Source organism: Methanobrevibacter sp. UBA188, from assembly GCF_905234905.1.
In the GTDB taxonomy this organism is placed as follows: Archaea; Methanobacteriota; Methanobacteria; order Methanobacteriales; family Methanobacteriaceae; genus Methanocatella.
In genome coordinates this window covers 42,292-60,134 of record NZ_CAJOJM010000006.1, presented here as the reverse complement: position 1 = coordinate 60,134, position 17,843 = coordinate 42,292, and the positions used below count along the sequence as shown (strand labels likewise).

General features: G+C 34.5%; 10 protein-coding genes. 3 read left to right on the top strand and 7 right to left on the bottom strand.

The features are described from left to right. The first annotated feature begins 189 nt into the window (after positions 1 to 189). Positions 190 to 693, top strand: coding sequence for a TetR/AcrR family transcriptional regulator (locus QZ143_RS02385; RefSeq protein WP_292880869.1), 504 nt, complete (start codon positions 190 to 192; stop codon positions 691 to 693). Positions 694 to 799: 106 nt separating this feature from the next. Beyond that, a complete protein-coding gene (locus tag QZ143_RS02380) occupies positions 800 to 1,882 on the top strand; it encodes a radical SAM protein (RefSeq protein ID WP_292880867.1) in 1,083 nt (360 codons plus the stop codon). Positions 1,883 to 1,905: 23 nt separating this feature from the next. Here the strand turns inward: QZ143_RS02380 and surE are convergent, their stop codons facing one another. From surE to QZ143_RS02360, 4 genes are all read right to left on the bottom strand, one after another. After that, positions 1,906 to 2,721: a 5'/3'-nucleotidase SurE gene (surE, locus tag QZ143_RS02375; protein ID WP_292880864.1), complete on the bottom strand. Its 816-nt coding sequence runs from the start codon at positions 2,719 to 2,721 to the stop codon at positions 1,906 to 1,908. Positions 2,722 to 2,733: 12 nt separating this feature from the next. Then, positions 2,734 to 3,720 carry an SAP domain-containing protein gene (locus tag QZ143_RS02370; protein ID WP_292880861.1) on the bottom strand — a complete coding sequence of 329 codons (987 nt, stop codon included), beginning with the start codon at positions 3,718 to 3,720 and terminating at the stop codon, positions 2,734 to 2,736. Positions 3,721 to 4,030: 310 nt separating this feature from the next. Further along, complete coding sequence (locus QZ143_RS02365) at positions 4,031 to 5,758, bottom strand: MATE family efflux transporter (RefSeq protein WP_292609098.1); 1,728 nt, start codon at positions 5,756 to 5,758, stop codon at positions 4,031 to 4,033. Positions 5,759 to 5,767: 9 nt separating this feature from the next. Beyond that, a complete protein-coding gene (locus tag QZ143_RS02360) occupies positions 5,768 to 13,585 on the bottom strand; it encodes a non-ribosomal peptide synthetase (protein ID WP_292880858.1) in 7,818 nt (2,605 codons plus the stop codon). 278 nt (positions 13,586 to 13,863) lie between these two features. Here QZ143_RS02360 and QZ143_RS02355 point away from each other — a divergent pair, with 278 nt between their 5' ends. Next, positions 13,864 to 15,252 (top strand): MFS transporter, encoded by a 1,389-nt coding sequence (locus QZ143_RS02355; protein WP_292880855.1) that lies wholly within the window; start codon positions 13,864 to 13,866, stop codon positions 15,250 to 15,252. 59 nt (positions 15,253 to 15,311) lie between these two features. On the opposite strand, the gene QZ143_RS02350 is transcribed toward QZ143_RS02355, so the two are convergent. The 3 genes from QZ143_RS02350 to QZ143_RS02340 all read right to left on the bottom strand — a co-directional run bounded on the left by QZ143_RS02350 (position 15,312) and on the right by QZ143_RS02340 (position 17,754). Then, a complete protein-coding gene (locus QZ143_RS02350) occupies positions 15,312 to 16,160 on the bottom strand; it encodes a pyridoxamine kinase (RefSeq protein ID WP_292880852.1) in 849 nt (282 codons plus the stop codon). 169 nt (positions 16,161 to 16,329) lie between these two features. Next, positions 16,330 to 16,923: a TetR/AcrR family transcriptional regulator gene (locus QZ143_RS02345; protein ID WP_292880849.1), complete on the bottom strand. Its 594-nt coding sequence runs from the start codon at positions 16,921 to 16,923 to the stop codon at positions 16,330 to 16,332. Between the two features lie 57 nt (positions 16,924 to 16,980). Then, a complete protein-coding gene (locus tag QZ143_RS02340; protein WP_292880846.1) occupies positions 16,981 to 17,754 on the bottom strand; it encodes an alpha/beta hydrolase in 774 nt (257 codons plus the stop codon). Positions 17,755 to 17,843 lie beyond the last annotated feature (89 nt).

The following is a 17,843-nucleotide window of genomic DNA, read 5'->3' as shown; positions in this document are numbered from 1 at the left end:
ATGCTTAGTAGATTTCATGCCTAATAGTCAAGGAAAATCCACATATTATTATGAATGGAAATGCTTTGACGAAAAAATAGGCATGGCCTAAGAATCTCCAGCTTCTACAAGCCGGAGAGGTTCAAGATTTCAGTTAGATTTATATATCATCAAATAAAATAGTATACTAACGAACGGTAGGTAGGCAATATGAATACCAAAGAAAAAATATTTAATGTATCAATAGATTTATTTTCAAAAAAAGGATATGATTCTGTTTCACTTAGAGAAATTGCTGATGGTGTTGGAATTAAAAAAAGTTCAATATATAGCCATTATTCATCAAAGGAAGCAATATTGATGGATATCTTAGAATATTTTGAAGAGCAATTCGAATACAATCAACTATTCGACAGTACTGACAATATGCTGTCAAACGACAATGAGATTTTACTTAAAGACCCTGAAAAATTCTACCATATGGGGTCTGAAGCCATAAAGGAAATGTTATCTGAAGAAAGAAACCTGAAAATCTGGAAATTGATTTTCATTCAGATGTATTATAACGAGAAGATTAGAACGTTTTTCCAAAATGAGATACTTATAAAACCGTTGATATTCTGGAATGGATTTTTTACCATCTTAAAGGAAAATGGAATAATCAAAAAGGACTCAAATCCCAAGATGCTTGCAAAGGAATATTACACTTATTGAAATATTTGCAAAATATGACGACATTCCTCAAAGTTGCCTGGACAATTTCTTTTATGAAACAGAAGAACATGCTAAATTCCTACTTGAAAGCGTTAAGGTGAAATAGATGGATTTCAAAATACAGGATTATCTGGAAGAGGGTGTGGAATACATCCTGAAGGATTCTATGAGAGCATGCATTAGAAATCCAAAAGAAATCATATATCTGCTTAAATTTTCAAAACATGCTAGAAAAGCCACAAAAATAAGACAAAAACATAGCAAAAACGGTCAAAACATTCCCGTTTTTTTGATAGCAAGTATTACCAGCAGCTGCAATCTCCACTGCACAGGATGTTATTCAAGGGCAAATGATGCATGCGCAGATACAGAACCTGTAAACCAGCTAACTGATGATGAATGGGAAGACATATTCATACAGGCAAAAGAGATGGGAATAAGTTTCATTGTCTTAGCCGGAGGAGAACCGATGCTTAGGGAAGATGTTATTCTTAAGGCAAGCAAATATCCTGAAATTTTGTTTCCCATATTTACAAACGGAACCATGCTCAACAAGAATTATCTGAAATTATTTGATGCCAATAGAAATTTAGTGCCGGTCCTCTCGATAGAAGGAAATGAAGAAGTAACCGATTTAAGAAGAGGCGAAGGAATATACAGACAGCTGATTGAATCTATGGAAACAATGAAGAAAAAAAGTATAATTTTTGGTGCATCTTTGACATTTACAAAAGGAAATTTAAAAAACCTGCTTTCAAGGAAATATATAGACCAGCTACATGATTTGGGCTGCAAGGTAATATTTTTCATCGAATATGTGCCTGTCAATGAAAATACCGTAGATTTGGCTCCAAGCGATAGTGAAAGGGAACTGCTTTTAAGCGAACTTGAACATTTGCGAGAGGATTACAATGATATGCTCTTCATGTCGTTTCCGGGAGATGAAAAGACTTCAGGAGGATGTCTTGCAGCAGGTCGGGGATTTTTCCATATCAATTCCCATGGCGGTGCCGAACCTTGTCCGGCTTCACCATACTCAGACATGAACGTTAAGGATGCCACATTACTTGAAGCACTCAACTCAAAACTATTTAAATCACTGAGAGATGAAGGCATTTTAATGGATGATCATGAAGGTGGCTGTGTTTTGTTTGAACACAAAAGTGATGTCGAACGACTGTTAAAATGAAAAAAGTCAAATAATCGAAATAATCACCAATTCTTCAAGTCATCATAAGTCATATTGACTTTAAGAGGGGTTAAGCTGGGACACTTATCAACCATCAATGCATATCCGTCACTGCCTTCCTCATAATCTTTTACCAAATCAGGAGTAATCATAATTAAGCCATCACTTTCCTGATTATCCTCCAACGGATAATTAAATATTTCCATTTTTTCTTCATCAGTATTGTCAATGACTTGCTTATCAAGCATTTTATGGGACAGATGGGTTATTTTAACTTCTTCAGAATCATAGTTTGACGGCACATTCAGATTGAATAAATCAACATCATCGGGAAATCCATCATCAATTATCTTTGAGACAATATCATGCAGAACCTTCTTTGCCAGAGTGAAATCATACTCCATATGCCAGTTGCCATTTTCATCTTGCTTGTAGGATGTTTTTGGATCCATAAACAATGAAGCTGCAATTGCAGGAATTCCAAGACTGACTGCCTCAAATGCAGCGCATACAGTACCTGAAGAGGTAATGTCACAGCTAATGTTAACTCCCTGATTTATTCCACTTATCACCAAATCTGGCTTTGCATCCATCACATAATCGGCACCCACCACAACACAGTCTGCAGGACTGCCTGACACAGAATAGGCCGGGCTTCCATCCTCAAGTTCGCACTGGTTAATTTCCAAATGTTTAAACAATGTTAGGCGACGACCGACACTGCTGTTATTCTTGTCAGGTGCCACAACACAAACATTTGCCAAATCCTCAACCGCCTGTTTTGCAGCCAATATGCCTGGTGCAAAAACACCATCATCATTAGATATTAAAATGTTCACAATATCAAGTCCTTAAAAATCAAATAATGTTTTTTGAGTTATACGTTTAATCTTTAAATCTTCATTTTCATAAAAACGATTATTCAAATCATTGTTAATCTTATCGAGATTCTTTAAGTTCAAAATGTCTTTCAATATCCTATATGCATCATATTTTGTTACTATTATCTTTTCAAAATCAAATGAATCCCAAATAAAATAAAATGTATTTATAATTGTATTTTTGCTGAAATTATCATGCAGAAATACCAAATTTTCATATGTCTCCAAAAGAACGCCATTATGGTCTTCCAGGTCATTGATTTTCCATATTGGATTTATGTTCATGCAATAGTTTTTCAAGACATGCACCAACATTTTTCTGTTGTTCTCCTTTTTGAAGAAATGTTCTGCCATCACCTGATTGTTTAAGACATAGCTTTCATGATTTTTTTCATCAATAGCCTTTCTGATATGAATGTTAATGAATTCAATGGGAATGTTGGCCTCTTTTTTCCTATAGTTGTCCATATAAAATTCATTGAATTCATTGAAATAATAATGATTGGAGAGATATTGATTGAAAATTCTTATTCTTCGTTTTTTATTTTTATAAAATACTTTGGATTTTGATGATAGATAATACTCATTTTCAATGAGTTTGTTGTCAATTATTCTCTTTTCTATCTTTTCTCTTTTTCCTGAAGCTTTAATGCCGTGGCTTTTCAGGATTTTTTTTAGGGTTTTGGTATTGTACTCATTGAGCTGTGCTGAAATGTCTTTCATCTTCGCCTTGTTTAATATATACTTATTTTCAATGAAATATTCTCTCAAATAATCTTCAGACAACTTATATTCTTTGACAACACCACCGATAGCTTCATCAATACCAGCGCCTTGTTTTAAAACTGGAAAGACAAAATCATATGTGAACTGGATTTCAGAAATGTCATAATCTTTGGGAACATTTTCCGAGTATTTAAGCGAAAACTTTTCTAAATAAGAAGTATCATCAAACATAATTGATAGTAATTTTATTGATAATAATTTTTATACTTATGTAAAATCGATTGTTTAATGTACTTGACTTATCATAGCTCCAAAATTGAATAAAGGATTTGTGATATTCGAATCATTAAATGAAAAGAAAAATTTTTTGCTTTAATTTAGTTGCATGTATCTGACATTAATTATGAAGTTATTGAAAATCCATCTGAATTTAATTCCACCATATATCAACCAGTATTCAAATGAAATTTTATGACAGAAATGGTCGATGTTAATGTTTAAAAAAATTAGATTGTGGAGGATTGCCCCCACTTCAATGATATCATTTGTTGATGGTGATGACTGTACTGTTTAAACCCAAAACCCTGGAGTAGTCAATTTTATCAGCAATTTTATTCAACATGGTAATATTGTCAAATTCCAAGTTTTCATTTTCAACAACAGGATTGAAGTCGATACCAGTATCCTTAATGGAAATCAGAATATTATCATCATTATCCCTAACGATAACGTCTATTGTGTCAATGCTTTCATTGGTGTTGATTATGTTTACAAGCATTTCTTCAATAGCAAGACTGACCAATGTTGCTGATTTGTCTGCTTTGAGATAATCCTTAACATCACGAGACAGATTTACCGCTTCGTTTACGTCCCCATGGATTGTATGCTCAAATACTTTTGTATCGTCATTGTGTTTGTTAATAAAGAATCCGCTATATTCGCCATTTGTACTTTTATTGAGGTATTTTGAATAAGCAAAAATAAACAGAATTGTTATGATTTCAGCTATTGCAAATGAAACCCAAATTCCATTTCCGCCAAATATGAATGACAATACCACTGCAAATGAAATAGGTACGATGAATCCTTCAAGCAATGAAATGATTGTTGACAATTTATTTTGCTGAATTGCCTGAGCATAGAATGTGTATAGAAATGTAATTGCAGTTCCCACATAGCTAATTGCAAAAATTCTCAATGCATTTAAAACCACAGGTATGTCAGCAGGATCTTTAACGCTGTAGAGGAACAGCAATGCCTGCGGATAAACAATGAACAATATAGATAGAGCCAGGCTTGCGACCAAAACTATTTTTAGAGACTTTTTGGTTACATAGCTTACTCCAGAATAGTCTTCTTCCTTAAAGTAAACTGATACGATAGGTGACATTGTCTGTGCGGTTCCAATCAGGAAGATGTACAATATGAACAGACTATTGTAACATATACCAAATGCGACAAGCCCTGATTTTCCTATATACCATCCCAATAGGATGTTCATTATGAACAGTTTTAGAGTTAGGTACAATTGTGTTGATGATGAGGAAAACCCTGAAGTTACAATTCTTTTAAGATAGCTGAAAAATGAACCTAATTTCAGTTTTATGAATTTCAATGTACGCTCATCCTTAAAGAAGTAATATGAAATGATTATTGAACCTACAATGTAACCTGTTGTTGTAGCCAAAGCAGCACCTGCAATTCCCATTCCCACATATTGAATATATATTATATCAAAACAGAGATTAAAAATATTTGCAATTAATATGGCTCTGAATGGAAGTGTTGGGATTCCATCCGCCCTTATGAAGTATGACAAACTCATCATATAACATAAAAATGGCATACCTATTATAAGTGCAGTGAAAAACTGTCTTACATCATTAGTCAAGGCAGGCTGTGATGAGCACAGAAACTGGGAGATGCTTTGTGAAAACAAAACACCGAAAACTGCAATCAGTATTCCAATTGTCAAAAGGGCAATTATTGAAACCGAAAAGTAACTGTTACTTTTTTCATCATCAAATTCCGCCTTTGAAACGGAACAAAGTACGCTGCCGCCCAATCCTATCATCCAATAGATGAGATTGACAAAAGTTATTACCGGAGCGACAATCTGGATTGCAGAGAGGTTTCCTGCTCCAAGCAAAAATGTAACAATCAAACCGTCTACAAACAAGCAAATGTTTCCTGCCATTGATGTAAACAATGTCGGCAGGAAAAATTCACTGAATTTTGCTCTTAATAATTCATAATTTCTTTCATACATGTTATACCCCTAGATACTGAAGAAATCTAAATCTTCAAGGAATTTTACAAAATTATAGATATACTCCTCGGATATGAATGGCCATTTGATGCCCAAACGATATAATGTCTGAATGGTGTATGTATTGTCGACCGGCATCCAGATTTTTTTGACTTTTCCAGAACCGATTGATGTGATAAGACCTGATACTCCCTCCTGCTTTGACTTGTCGGCAAGTGCTTCATCCAAAGCAGTTTCATAATCATCTTCCTCAACAGGCTCAATATTCAATCCTAAAGGCTTGATAATTTCAATGATGTCGCCGAAGCAAACGCTATGGTGATCATATGGATGGAATACAGTACATTCTTTAGGAGTTTTTGAAAGATTAACAATAGCTTTTGCAGTAGTGTCAATCGGTGAAAATTCCACATTGTTCATAAGCATGGAATAAGGCATTTTTCCAATTGTTACAAATGCTTTCAAACGATTTATGAATCCGTTTGATTCGAAATTAATTTGGAATTCGCTGTCTGAGCTTCTTGCCATAAGGTTTCCAACCCTCATGATTTTTACATCCAAATCATCTTCAACTGCAGCTTCCAATACCGCACGTTCTGCAAGGAATTTTGAGCTGAGATATTGGTTGTCAACTGCCTGACCGATAAAGAGATCATGTTCTGAGAATTTGACATCAACAGGAGGGTAGTTGTCTATACTTTCACCTGCAATACTGTATGTGGATACCTGCACATATTTTGCATATTTCATCTTTGCAAATTTGAGTCCGTTTATTACACCTCCAAGGTTGATATCCTCGATATCAGTTCCGGATGAGAAGTGTTTTACGTTAGCTGCACAGTTGATTATGGTATCGATTTTTTCAGAAGCAAGATTTTCAAAGTCCTCAATGTTGGTAATGTCCCCTTCAATGACATGCAACCTGTTGTTGAATTGTTCTTCATATTCATTTGAGAAGTAATAGAAGAGTAATGATTTTAACCTTTCTTCACCGCTCAGGACCTTATTTGCCCTAATAAAACAGTAAATATCTCCTGTTTCATTTTCCAAGAATTCCCGCAATACATGTATTCCTAAAAATCCAGTTGCTCCTGTAAGCAATATATTTCCTAAACTTTCTTCAATTTCACCATCAATCAGTGCTTCGAGGTTGTTTTTCTTGAGCAGATTGTTAATCTGTGTGTAGTCATAGGTAACTTCAGCCTTTTTGTCCATTGTTTCATCCGATAAAATGAACTCGGACAATGCTCTTGGAGTAGGATTTGAGAACACATCACCATAATTCAAATTATAATTACGGTTTAAAGCTTCCATTGTGATTTTAGTAACGAGAAGAGAAGTTCCACCAATTTCAAAGAAACTGTCTGTTGCACTTACTTCATCAAGACCTAATATTTCACCAAATAGGTTAGCAAAGAATGCTTCAATCTCATTTTCAGGAGCAACATATTCTGTAATGAGTTCAGGTTCAGGCAAGTTTCTCAAGTCTGTTTTGCCGTTTGCTGTTTGAGGCATTTCATCAAGTTCCATATAGACTGTTGGAACCATATAATATACAAGCTTTTCAGCAAGTGAAGCCTTGAGGTCATCTATATCAATTGAATAGCCATTTTCTTCACGGTTTTCATCCTTGTATTCATCATGAACCGTAAAGTAAGCACATAAATGGTCATTTCCTTTGATATTTTTAACTACAACTGCAACTGATTTGATTCCAGGATAATTTCCAAGACCAACTTCAATCTCACCTATTTCGATTCTTAAACCTCTAAGCTTGATTTGATTGTCCATTCTTCCGAACACATAATAGTTTCCTTCAGGTGTAACTTTAACAAAGTCTCCGGAATGGTAGAACCTTACTCCATTGATTATCTCATAGGCTTTTGCATTGTTCTCAGGACGGTTAAGGTATTCTCTTGAAACACCTTTTCCAGCAATGAACAACTCACCGATGACATTTGGAGGCAGAGGATTTGAATCGAAGTCCATAACCATTTCATGAACGTTGAATAGTTCCTTTCCAATGTGGATGTCTGGACTTTCCAAAAGATGACCGTTACAGTATACTGTTGTTTCGGTTGGTCCGTACATGTTGAAGAATTTTCCTTTGGAGTTTTTGGATAGGAGTTCATACAATCTCGCAGAGAACGGCTCTCCCGCATGGATGTATACCTTAAATCCATACATTACCTCCTGCATCGCTTCGATTTCAAGATACTGAAGCAATCTTGAAGGTGTTGCAACGTAAACGTTTGCACCGCTCCTGCGTATAAGGTCCATCATCTCAATTGGATCCTTATACTCTGTATCATTTGCAAATACCATTGGAACTCCATTCAATAGGGACCCCATCAATTCCTGTTGGAATACGTCAAATGCAACGGTTGTAGTAGACAATACCTTATAATCCTCTTTTTCAAGATTGTGGACCAGTTCATAAGTACATACGTTTCTTGGATCAGGATATACGAAGTTTGCAATGTTTCCATGTTCAAGAATTACTCCTTTTGGAAGTCCTGTTGAACCGGAGGTGTAGATAAGGTAAGCCATATTGCTGCCTGATACATCAGGGTCAGGATTGGAAGTGTCTTCCTCTTTAAGCAATTCATTAATATCCAATAGGTTTTCACTGTAATCACTTAAATTGATGCCCTTTTTCTCAATTACATCATCAATAATAATGTATTTTGATTCACTGTCAGTCAGCACATGTTCTATCCTCTCTGAAGGATATTCTGAATCCACCGGAATGAATGCAGCACCGGATTTTAAGATACCGAATGCAGATGCGATTACATTGCTGTTTCTGTTTAGAATGAACATCACCCTATCTTCAGGACCGACTCCTTTTTTGATGAGGGCATGAGCAATTCTATTTGCCTTTTCGTTTAATTCGGCATATGTGAACTCACCATCTGTTGCATACAATACAACCCTGTCCGGATGCAATTCAACCTGATTCTCAAATATCTTGTTTAATCTGTCTTCAGGAATTTCATCATATTCAAAATCGTCAACGCCCCAATCATCATTTTCAATGATTGAAATATCGCTCATCAAAGTATTTTCATCGAATGTCTGGAATTTGTTTAGGACAATTCTAATAGAATCAAGCAATGTGTCAATTAAAGATTCTGAGTATAGCTGGTCGTTGTATTCACAGAAAATTCTGTATTGATTGTCGACTTCAACTACATTGATGTTTATCTTGAATTTCAATCCGTCATAGTCAATTGACTGTCTTTCAACATTCATGCCGGCAATTTCAATGTCCTCTATGATTTTTCCATGATAAGCATAGAATATTTCCGGAGCGATGTCGAATTCATTTGATATTTCTGTTAAAGGATAAGATGAATATGCCAATACGTTGAGCCATTCATGGTTTATGTATTCAAGATATTCCTTAAGTGTTGACTGTGAGTTTAATTTCAATGCCAACGGCAATGTCTTAACCATCATTGCCAATGTTTTTTGCTGATTAGGATTGAATCTTCCGTTAGTGATTGTAGCAATTAATGTATCTCTGTTGAAAACGAATTTGTTTATTACAAATGAAGTTGCTGCCAAAAACAGATTATTCTGACTGATGCTTGATTTGGAACAGAATCCGTCAACGGCAGTCTTGTCAATGAAAATGTCTCTCATTGCAGATTTACCATCTGACTCATCACCGTTGATGTCCTGAGCAATCAATGTTGCATTATCAAATTCATTTATTTTGTTTGAAAAGAACAATTCAGCTTCCTTATAGAGGGTTGACTGTTTAACCTTGTTTTCACTTAATGAATATTCGAATCCGTCTAGCTCTTCCATCTCATAGTCTTTACCGTCATAGATTTTTGCAATTTCATCAAAAAGAATGTTTAGAGATGTTCCGTCAACAATGATGTGGTGGAAATCGGCAAGAAGCATTGAATTTCCAACTATCTTAAACCTGAAGAGCGGTCCTTCATCCAATTTGAACGGTTGCACAAATTCATCCTCATTAAATTCATCTACAATTTCAATCATATCATCGACATTTAAGGAATCTCTTCTTTGCTGGTAGACTTCACCACCATCCATAATAATTCTTGTTTTCAGGTATGGGTGATTATCTATGGCTTTGATGATTGATGATTTGAGCTTTTCTGCATCTATGCCATTGTCAAATTCCATTTTCTTTGGAAGATTGTATGCAAGATTTTCAGGGTCTTTAATGCAGTCAAAGTAAACTCCAAGCTGATTTGGTGTTAACGGATACAATTCCTGAATGTCTGCAGATGCATCTTCTTCAACTTTAATTTCTGAAGCTATTCTTTCAATTGTCTTGTATTTCAGGATTTCAGTTACGTTCAATTGAGCATTAAGATTATTGTATATTGCTGAAGTTAGCTGGATTACTGTCAGTGAGGTTAATCCTATGCTGAACAAATCAGTATTGACCCCAAACTCATCAATTCCAAGGATGTCAGATACCATATTGAACAATTCATTTTCAAGGTCTGTTCTTGGTTTTATGAATTCTTCAACATCAATTTCAGGATCTGGAAGGTTTTTGAAGTCAGTTTTTCCATTAGGTGTTTTTGGGAATTCTTCCATTTGTGTGAAATAGGACGGCACCATATATTCAGGAAGTGAATCAACCAGGTGCTGTTTGAGCTCATCCATATCGATATCACAGGTGGCCGTGAAATATGCGCACAGATGTTCTATTGAGTTGAGTTTTTTAACCACTACACTTGAAAGGGTGATATTGTCAAAGTTTGCAATCGCCCCTTCTATTTCTGACAGCTCAATTCTTAAACCTCTAAGCTTGATTTGAGTGTCGTTACGTCCCAACACATATAGCTCGCCGGAAGTGTCTTTTTTACCTAGGTCTCCTGTATTGTAATATGCAATGTCATTCAGTTGCATGAACACTTTATCAGTTTGTTCTGGATTGTTTAGATATCCTCTTGCGATACCAGCCCCTCCCACATATATTTCACCAGATACATATGGAGGCAACTGATTTCCATCTATATCCATTACCTTGCAGACTACATTAAGCATAGGCCATCCTGCAGTTACTTCAGGTGAGTCTATCAATTTATAATGTGATGCAATGGTAACTTCTGTAGGTCCGTAGGAATTGTAAATGTCGGCTGAAGTGTATTTTGACAGCCTGTCATATAGTACAGGTGGGAATCCTTCTCCACCTACAATTATGACATTGCATTTGCCGACAACTTCCTGGATTTCTTCAAGCTGAAGGTATTCAAGTAATCTTGTTGGTGTTGAACCGAATCCTTCTGCGTCGGTTGATTTGAATAATTCAACCAACTGTAATGGGTCTATTGCCTGTTCATCGTTTGCAAACACTACTGGTAATCCATTCAAGATTGTACCGAATATTTCCCTTAAAAATACAATGAAGGATACGGTGGAAATTGAAATAAACTTATTGCATCTATGGTTCAGCTCGTAAATCGGCACATTCTCCTCGACATTGGCAACATAGTTGGTTATTCCCCTGTGGGTAATCATTACTCCTTTCGGTTTTCCTGTTGAACCTGAAGTGTAGATTAAGAAACATAGATTGTCCGGAGTCAATTCAATTTTTGGATTTGAATCATCCTCCTCTTTGAGAAGTTCATCAACATCAATCCTGTTTTCACCATCATATTCAATATCAGTTGAGGCGATAACAAATCTTGAATCACTGTCTTCAAGAATCTGCTCTATTCTGTTTTTCGGATAATTAGGATCAATTGGAATGAACGCTGCTCCTGCTTTGACAATACCTAAAACTGCTGCAATCAAATCGCTGTTCCTTCTCATCATGAACATTATTCTATCTTCAACATTTACTCCCCTTTTGATTAATGCATTAGCGATTTTGTTTGCTTTTCTGTTCAATTCATCATATGTTAGTTGGCCGTCTTCAGCATAAAGTATTGTCTTTTTAGGATTTTTCAATGCAATATCTTCAAATACCCTGTTTACAATTCCTTCATTTGCAAGTTCAATCTCGAATCCTTCATCCAATTCTATTTCCTGCCTGATTGAAATGTCCTTCAACAGAGTATCTTCACAGTCAAACTTATCCAGCAACACATCCATTGACTCTAGAAATGCTTCCATGAGCTCTTTTGAATAGAATGATTTGTCATATCTGATGTTAATGTTTCCACTTTCATAATTCAATACCAATTTATAATCTTTCCTGTCGAATTCCCTGATGAAAAACAATATTTCACTTTCAAAGTTTAGCTTTCTGTTATTCATGAGAGGATATGAATTATACTCTTCAAATGTTTTTTTGAAATCGTTGAAATATTCTCCCACACTTAAATCTGTGTTGAAGTGGTATCCTGCTGCAACACGATTATAAGCTATCAGAATATCTTTTGAAAATGAAAACTTGGTTAAGTCATAAAGGAAAGTTGCAAGCAATAATTTTTCTTTTGTCAAAGAATACTTGTTAGAGAGATTCTTCAGTTTATCAATATCTATTGGCCTGGAAATTTTTGTAAATTCAACTTCATCTCCGCTGACATCAGGTGAAATTGCTGTTGGATTATCAAATGAATTGATTAAATTATTATAATAGTTTTCAGCCTTAAAGAATTCAACTTCTTCTATATCATAATCCCTGCATTTTTTGGAAGGATCATTTTCAACCTGCCTTGCCAAATCTTTAATGCCCTGCCCGATTGAGTCTATTTCTCTTGCTTCAAAACATGACTTGTCATATTCTATAAATATGGACTGTAGGCCGTCCTTATCTGAAAAATTCTTATTTATTCTGAAGTGAAGCGGGAATTTGATGTCCTTTTGAAGGGTGAGGAATTTGGAGCCATATTCTGTTGAGTTGGATACTATTGAAACCATTGAAATGCAGTCAGGGTCAATGTTGTTATTTCTTAAATCAGTAGTATATTCACTGAACTGTAATTTTGCATGACTTAAACCTTCCTTTAGAACTTTTTTGGAATATGCAAGCAATTCATCAAATGTCAATTCCTCATCATACTCAAGCCTTAATGGAATTGTATTAACAAACATTCCCAGTGCATCACCCTGTCCGAAGTATCTTCCATGAACTGAAGTGTTTAAAACCAAATCTTTGAATAATTTATTGTCCTTTTTGGATTTTGCCAGATATAAGAAACAAAGTGCAAGGGAAGTTACGAATGGAGAGTAATTGAATTCATGAGTCTTGTCAAACAGGACTTCAAGATAACCCAATTCGGAATCATCAAATGAATACCAGTCCTGATTATAATCCTTCAATGAATTAAGCCAATATTTCTTGTCGTTTTGCGCATCATCTGAAGCGAGATACTTTATCTCCTCATCAACATAACTGTCATAGGAGTAATCTATTGGAACAAATTCACTGTTGTCTTTAACGCAATCCATGTATCTTTCAATTTCTTGAGGTATTATTGAAAAAAGTGAGGTTCCGTCAAGTAAAATATGCTGAACAACCCCGATAAGCACAGTCGAATCGTCTGTTTTCAAAACTGCCCATCTGTATAATGGACTATCAAAAATGTCATCAAAAGGTTTATCGAGATAATCTTCTATGAATTCATCAATATCGTCTGAAATGTCAAATGAATCAACATTGACGACACGGCCATCAGTGAAATATTGCTTAAATTCACCATTTTCATCATATTTAATTTGTAAATTCAAATATTCTTTTGAAATACATTCAATTGCCGATTTTACAGCATCAAAATCCTCCAAATCATAATTTTTTCTAAATTTAAGATAGAAAGAATCATTATGAGGATTGTTTATCTCAGAAAACAAAAGCATTTTCTGAGCTGAAGATAAATTAAAAAGATCCATATTTTCCACCATTAATAAAAATCATTTCTTTAATAAAAATGACACATCTATAATATAATATATATGTAAAGAATATTATATAAAACTTGTTTAACTTTAAAGAATAGTATAGTAAAATTAAAAGCCCACAGAGCTTATTTAAAATATATTCAAATAGAAACTGGAAAAAATTAAAATTAACAGGTATTTTTAAGCAAAAAAACAAACAATAAATAAAAGATTGAATATAATATTAATTAAATTTTATATTTCACTTAAAAAATAAAACAAAAAATAGCATGACAGAAAAAACTTTAGATACAAGAACACGGAATTTGATACTAATCCTATTTTTAATAGGAGTATTCATGGGCTCATTGGATACTGGAATCATAGGACCCGTCCTGCCATCCATCGAACAAAGCTTTAACCTTACCAGCAGAGAATCAAGCTGGATATTTACCTTATTCGTCATTTTTTTCATGATTGGTTCACCTGTAATGGCCAAGTTTTCAGACTTCTATGGACGAAAAAAGATTTTCATTTTGGATGTGGTTCTTTTTGGAATCGGATCATGCCTAATTGCATTTTCGGCAAATATCGAATCAATATTTTTAGGAAGAATAATACAGGGCTTTGGCTGTGGTGGAATATTTCCTGTAGGAGGAGCATTTATCGGAGATGCATTTCCACTGGAAGAGCGAGGAAAAGCATTGGGAATTTTAGGAAGCGTATTTGGAATTTCAGCAATCGGAGGACCATTGGTTGGAGCGGCATTAATACCCTATGGCTGGAATTGGTGTTTCACTATCAATATTCCAATCAGCATTTTCATAATACTATTTGCACTGTATATTCTGCCGGATGCTGAAAACAAAAGAAAACTAAAAATAGATTATCCCGGAATCCTAATTCTAAGCTTGCTTTCAATATTTTTAGCATATGGCCTGAACCAAATCGATTCAAGTAACTTCATCAGCAGCTTATTGTCTTCAAAGGTTCTTCCGTTCTTGTTGATATTCATAATATTGATTCCAATATTTTTCAGGGTGGAAAAAAAAGCAGAAGAATCCATTGTAGCAATACACATGTTAAAGAACAAGGAGATTAGAATTGCATGTGTAGAAACTTTAGCCTATGGTATAATCTATTCATCAGCAATATTCATCCCATCGCTTGTTATTCTTTCAATGGGGCTGAACGACCAGTTAGCAAGTTTGATGCTTATTCCTATTTTAGGTGCAAATGCCGTTGCAGCACCTATTCTCGGAAAGATTCTGGATTCCACAGGTTCACGTAAGATAATGATGGTTGGAACAATATTACTGACCATTGGCCTAATAGCAATTGCAATATATCCGAATAACTTCCTGCTATTCATCATTGCAGGCTGTCTGGTAGGGGTGGGTTTGGTAACAATAATTGGAGCTCCTTTGAGATATATCGTTTTAAGTGAGGCTAAGCCTACCGAAAGAGGTGCTGGTCAGGCCATTGTCAATATGCTGTCAAGTGCTGGACAGTTAATAGGGGGCGCTCTAATCGGCGGAATCATAGCATCATTTGCAGGAATTATGGGATATAAAATAAGTTTGATTTTAGCCAGTGCAGTGGCATTCATCGCATTTCTGTTCACTTTAAAGCTAAAAAGTCGTGACGAACAGATTGAAACTATGAAATCAAACCAATAGCCATCTACACATTAAAAAAAATTGTTTCCTGTTTGTATTTCAAACAGGTGTATAATAATCTATTCAACTTGATTTAATAGGTCATAGAGTTCAGGAATCGCCTGTTCAAATTTAACTCCATAAGTATGAGTTTCATCACCTACAGTCTTTTCAATCGCTTTTTTAGTAAATTCACCTGCGACTTTAGCTGCAGAAGTAGGTGATTTTCCGACCATGACAGATCCCACAAACGATGAAGCAAATACATCACCTGTACCATGACTGACATAATCTACCCTGTCATTGTATACGAATTCACAGGTTGATTCCTCCTTATCCAAAACAACCATTCCAAGCTGATTTTCCTTGTGTGTATCACCTTTCAGGATAACATATCTTTTGGTGAATGCTGAAAGTTCATTTGCCATTTCCAACATTTCCTCTTTTGTAAATTCCTCTTTCCAAGGTTTATGTAAAATATAACAAGCTTCAGTTGTGTTTGGAAGAATATAATCTCCTAATTTACAAAGTTCCCCCATTTTGTCTGCAAATTCCTGGTCAAAACCATTATAGAATTCACCATGGTCAGCCATAGCCGGGTCGACAAATACGCATCCGTCAGGCTTTAATCTGGAATCAATTATTTCCTTTATATAATCCAACTGTTCCATTGATGCGATAAAACCAGTGTAAATAGCATCAAAATATATTCCTTCACTTTCCCAATGTTTTCTAATTTCTGGAAGATCTTCTGTCAAGTCCCTAACAGTGTACCCAGTGAAACCTGATGTATGTGTTGATAAAACAGCAGAAGGAAGAACTGCAGTTTCTATTCCAAAAGCAGAAACAACAGGCAGTGCAACTGTTATTGAACATTGACCGTAACATGAGATATCTTGAATTGTTAAAATTTTTGTTGTATCATTCATATTTTTAACCTGATTTTATTAATTTTTATAAAAATACCAATAATAATCTATTAAATGTAGTATTTAAATGTTTTTAGTGCAGAAAAATGTAAAATAAATTTAACTTCATAGTTATTTGAAAAATCAATTCATATACTCTATTTAATCATAACCCATTAAGGTTTGATTTCTATTTTTGAACGCCAATTCCTTCTAAAAGCATGTTCAATAAATTGTCCACATAATGATTTGTATCAAAACCAACATCAATAGAATATATCTTCCACAATAGGACTGACTGGAAAATTGAATTGAAGCACATTACTGCTATTGACCTGATATCCATATCCTTCACGATTCCCTTTTCTATTTGTATCTTAAAGAATCCTTCAAGTTTTTCAATTATGAATAGTGCAACTTCAAGCATGATGGATTTATTGTCTGAAGACTCCCTTACTTCTTCCATAGCAAGTCTAAGTATATCGAAATCACTTTCTTCAAGATTCAATATGCCGAAAAATGTGATTCTGAGAAATTCCTCTATATCCTCATCTTCACCATAATCAAATGCATCTTCCAATTTATCCATCAATAATTTAAGATAATATTCCTTTGTAGCATTGATTAAATTATTTTTGTTTTTAAATTTCCTGAAAATTGTCAATTCATTAAATCCAGATTCAGCAGCTATTTTTTTAGTTGTTGCTTTTGATCCTTCCCTTTGAAGAACCACCAATGTAGCTTTCATGATTTTTAATGAAGTTTCATCGATATTTTCTGCCATAAAAACCTATTTATTATTCATTATTTATAAACTATTTTGAATATCATCTTGAAAAAATCAGATATTAATCTCATTTTTATAGAAATCATCCATCATTGCAGAAATTTTTGCATTATTTATACCAACCAGAAGATTATGCCTTACATCATCCAAAACAATGAATTTTGACTTATTAATATGCCTGTGAATGTTTTCCTGCACACTTACAGAAAATATTTCATCATACTTTCCGGCAAAAATCAGTGCAGGGACGTCAATTTGACCAATTTCATTTTCTACATTGAAATTCAAACATGCATCCACAGCCTTTTTATATGCATCCACATTTGCATTTTGTGATGAAATCTGTTTCAACATCTCCAATTCTTCTCTGTTTTTTTCAATTACCTCAGGACACAATACTTTAGGAATCATGAAATCATAGAACTCATCATAGCCCCTATCAAGTTCCCTTTTAAATTGATTTAAAGTGGTAGTAATGTTTTCATCGCATTTCGCAAAAGTTGACATCAATACAATCGAAGATACATAATTCGGATATCTGATTGCAAAATCCATTGCAACAACGCCTCCCAATGAAAATCCAATTAAATTTCCAGCATCTATTTTAAGGTCATCCAAAAGGTTTTTCAAATCATCTGCATAAGTATCAATAGTAATCTCATCATCACCTAACTCAGATTCTCCATGGCCTCTTAAGTCTATTCTGATAACTTGATATTTTTTCCTAAGAGTGCTTGTTAAAACTTCCCAATATCTCAAATTATCGGAAAGACCGTGCAGAAATATTAACGGTTCTCCTTTTCCTTCAACGACATAATTCAATTTCATAATATTCAATTTTAATCTCAAATATGAAATACTTTATGTCAATGAAATATTCCATCAAAACATTTATATATTAAAATAACCTTATACCC

Coding starts and splice junctions, on each gene's coding strand:
- QZ143_RS02385 (WP_292880869.1), top strand. CDS start 190: ATGAATACCAAAGAAAAAATATTTAATGTATCAATAGATTTATTTTCA.
- QZ143_RS02380 (WP_292880867.1), top strand. CDS start 800: ATGGATTTCAAAATACAGGATTATCTGGAAGAGGGTGTGGAATACATC.
- QZ143_RS02370 (WP_292880861.1), bottom strand. CDS start 3,720: ATGTTTGATGATACTTCTTATTTAGAAAAGTTTTCGCTTAAATACTCG.
- QZ143_RS02365 (WP_292609098.1), bottom strand. CDS start 5,758: ATGTATGAAAGAAATTATGAATTATTAAGAGCAAAATTCAGTGAATTT.
- QZ143_RS02360 (WP_292880858.1), bottom strand. CDS start 13,585: ATGGATCTTTTTAATTTATCTTCAGCTCAGAAAATGCTTTTGTTTTCT.
- QZ143_RS02355 (WP_292880855.1), top strand. CDS start 13,864: ATGACAGAAAAAACTTTAGATACAAGAACACGGAATTTGATACTAATC.
- QZ143_RS02350 (WP_292880852.1), bottom strand. CDS start 16,160: ATGAATGATACAACAAAAATTTTAACAATTCAAGATATCTCATGTTAC.
- QZ143_RS02345 (WP_292880849.1), bottom strand. CDS start 16,923: ATGGCAGAAAATATCGATGAAACTTCATTAAAAATCATGAAAGCTACA.
- QZ143_RS02340 (WP_292880846.1), bottom strand. CDS start 17,754: ATGAAATTGAATTATGTCGTTGAAGGAAAAGGAGAACCGTTAATATTT.